2 protein-coding genes, 1 tRNA gene and 1 pseudogene are annotated in these 3401 nt (G+C 38.3%); 1 reads left to right on the top strand and 3 read right to left on the bottom strand.

Going from position 1 to position 3401, the window contains the following annotated elements:
• The 3 genes and pseudogenes from FJR08_RS19675 to FJR08_RS19685 form a co-directional block, all read right to left on the bottom strand.
• Nucleotides 1-554 (bottom strand): annotated as a pseudogene (locus tag FJR08_RS19675) (pentapeptide repeat-containing protein); the annotation flags it as partial.
• A 533-nt stretch (nt 555-1087) separates the two neighbouring features.
• Nucleotides 1088-1161, bottom strand: a tRNA-Pro gene (locus FJR08_RS19680).
• 163 nt (nt 1162-1324) lie between these two features.
• Nucleotides 1325-1852, bottom strand: coding sequence for a GNAT family N-acetyltransferase (locus tag FJR08_RS19685; RefSeq protein WP_168634281.1), 528 nt, complete (start codon nt 1850-1852; stop codon nt 1325-1327).
• 675 nt (nt 1853-2527) lie between these two features.
• Between FJR08_RS19685 and FJR08_RS19690 the strand changes: the two genes are divergently transcribed.
• Nucleotides 2528-3401 (top strand): alpha/beta fold hydrolase (locus FJR08_RS19690; protein ID WP_168634282.1); only part of this gene is annotated, 874 nt, incomplete at its 3' end.

Raw genomic sequence — 3401 nt, forward strand, 5'->3', positions numbered from 1 at the left:
AAAATAAACTCTGAATATACAGCATACAAAAATTCAGTAGGCAAGCGATTACTAATTGTTTCTGCTTGCGCTGGCTTGAGATTAAATTCTGCTTGTAGCCACTCAGCAAAAGGAGTTTTAATTTCTGCAACAACGGCAAATTTTTGGGGACATTCAAAAAAATCTTGATAAATAGTAATTTCTTCAGTTTCTAGTTTTTCTAAACACTGATTGAAAAGCTGTTCCAAAATTTCCCGCAGTTTATCCTCTTTTACTTCTTTCCCCTGACTTGCTTCCTGTAGTAAATCTTGATTATCTCCTATCACATTAACCATTGCCTGTGTTAAAGCCGAACAAATTAACAACCAAGCAATTTCTCCCGGTTCTTGTGCTACTCCAATAGCCGCACCAATATCAACAATATTTTCAGGCAAATTACCAATATTACCAGTAACCGCATTTGCCCCAACCTTGATTATTCCCACCCCAAAATCCCGCCAATTCACATTAATCTCTCTTTGTCCCAGCGCAACGGGTTTTTTGAGAATAATTCCAATTCCAGGTCTGTTATTCATAGATATTGGTGTGTTTATCGTAATACTTAAATTTCAGGCATATAAACACCCATATTTTAACCTATAACGTTACGCACTTACACAACATAAATCACAGTGCGTTAGCTAGTAGGTTGGGTTGACGCAAGGAAACCCAACATTTCCTATAATCATAATTGTCAGAATCAGGATATCCAGGATGTAAGGATTTACATGATTTGATTTTTTGCTAAACGCCTATAATGGCTGAAAAAGAAAATCTCTTCCTTCTCTTCTTTGCGTCTTTGCTCCTTTGCGTCTTTGCGCGAAATACATTGTCAGAATCAGGAACCGATTAAAGGATTGACAGGATTTTGTGTGAAGTCTGATTTTTTGGGATGTAAGGACTTTTGGATATTACCTGAATTATGATGTAGGAAAGATATGATAGTCCATCAAATAAAAATCCTAAAAATCATCAAAATCCTAAAAATCACAGTTTAGACAATGGAGATATCAATTAAAAAACGCCGTGCCGCTGTATTATCGTAATTACCAATATAACCACTCACAAATCGGGATGACAGGATTCGAACCTGCGGCATCCTGCTCCCAAAGCAGGCGCGCTACCAAGCTGCGCTACATCCCGTAAAGTCACAGAAACCAAGTTCCACATAGATCAAATTATGTTTTTTTGGTTTATCTCGACTATCATATCACAAAAAAGAATAAATGCAAACCCAATAATCCAGAAAAATCAGATTTAGGGAAATATACTTAGTTCCCTAATCCCCAAACCCCAGCCACGTTTATCATTGAGGATACCAATACATTCCTTTTATACCTTCAGGATCTGACATAAAGCCCATCGTCTTATAGAAATCTACAACATGAGGGTCAGCAAAAAGAGTAACATTACTAATTTCTTCACTCCTGAGTTTTTTAAGGACATATTTCATTAATGCCTTACCTAGACCTCTACTTTGAAAATCAGGATGAACGACTACATCCCAAATAGTGGCATTAAAAGCATGATCTGAGGTAGCACGGGCAAAACCAATCAAACGCTTTTTATTTCCTCGTACTTGCCACATAGAGGCCACGAGAAAACTATGCTCAATAGCTTTTTTTACTTTTCTCAGGGGGCGACGTGACCAGCCAACTGCATCACAGAGTTCTTCGAGTTCATAAAGGTCAATATCTCTTTCCGTACTGAAAATGATTTGATCCTTACCTACACTAGAATTACCATCAACTTCCGCTGTATGCTCATTAACAGCAGTGTTTTTATTTGCCGCTAAAGATTCAGGAGTGCTAAACCAAGTTTTCCAAAAACCCATGCCAATGCAGTTCGGGTAGTATGACTAAAATTGGTTTCCACTTTTTAAAAGTGTTGATTCACATTTAACATCACTATGATCATTGCTTGCCAATCCACTAGAAATATTCTAGGTGTTTTAGCGGTTTGTAATACTCACAGCTAGTTATCAGGTGTTTCTTCCCAATCACTTTCAACTCTAGCATTTTGTTTTCACACTACTCCATAAAACTCACCCAAAGGCAAAAATTTTCCGAAATTCAAGTATCTTTACCGCTTGAGTGACAATTTTACCCGCTGCTGCTTTTATAAACACACAGGATTAAGCTCATCTTATGCTAATTAATATCAACTCCAATGACACAATGAGAACAGGTAATTTAACTATTTACTCCTTTGGCGCGGACGCACTAGTAGTTTGTCAAGATAAAAATGATGGACTGTAGTGTGAGCGTCTCGCTCACGCGGGCATCTTGCCCGCACTACCAAAAACCTGTCAAAATAAATTTGACAGACTACTAGGTTGATTCTCTACTTGCTGAGTCCGAATGAAAGTCTAATTCCTGAATATCTGGGTAACACAATTGCGGAAGGAGTTAAACATCGGTTACTTGGTCAATAAAATTAGCTAATTCAAAATTTAAATTTTTGAAGTTGTATTGAGTCGCACCCACTATTGAGGGGACGATATTTAATTATGGCAACAATAGAAATCTTAGGCGTTCCACATACTTATGAGCTAACGGCTCCCACATCATGCCCCCATACTTTAGTATTTATCCACAGTTGGCTAAATAGTAGCGTATATTGGCAACCTGTGATTTCTCGTCTATCAATAGATTTACAGTGTTTATCTTACGATTTGCGAGGGTTTGGTGAATCACAGTCCCAGGTGACATCAGATATAGAACTGACTGCTACAGACTCTAGTATGGTTAGTTTGTCTTTGGATTCTATGTACTCTCCATCTGCTTATGCTCGGGATTTGGCTGTGCTTCTCCAACACCTGAATATTTCTAGTGCTTGGCTAATTGGTCATTCTTTAGGTGGCACTATTGCTCTATGGACAGCGACTCAATTACCTGATTGTGTTCAAGGTGTAATTTGTATTAATGCAGGCGGTGGGATTTATCTTAAAGAAGCGTTTGAGCAATTTCGTGCGGCTGGGCAAAAATTTTTACAAGTCCGTCCTCGTTGGCTTTCACAAATGCCTTTGATTGATTTGTTGTTTACTAAAGCTAGTGTATTACATCCTTTAGACCGATATTGGGCGCGTCAACGACTGATTGATTTTATTGTTGCTGATCCAGAAGCTGCTTTGGGAACTCTTTTTGACTCGACTACGGAAGCAGAAATTAACTGTTTACCCCAATTAGTCTCAAAATTAAAGCAGCCAGTCTATTTTTTAGCTGGCGCTGACGATAAGGTGATGGAACCCAAATATATCCGCCATTTAGCAAGTTTTCATTGGCTTTTCCAATCCGTTGGCGATAATGTGATTGAAATTACTGATTGTGGACATCTAGCTATGTTAGAGCAACCAGAAGCCGTAGCTGAACATATTCGGTCAA

Origin of the sequence: Dolichospermum sp. UHCC 0260, assembly GCF_009711985.1 — a bacterium.
Lineage (GTDB): Bacteria > Cyanobacteriota > Cyanobacteriia > Cyanobacteriales > Nostocaceae > Dolichospermum > Dolichospermum lemmermannii.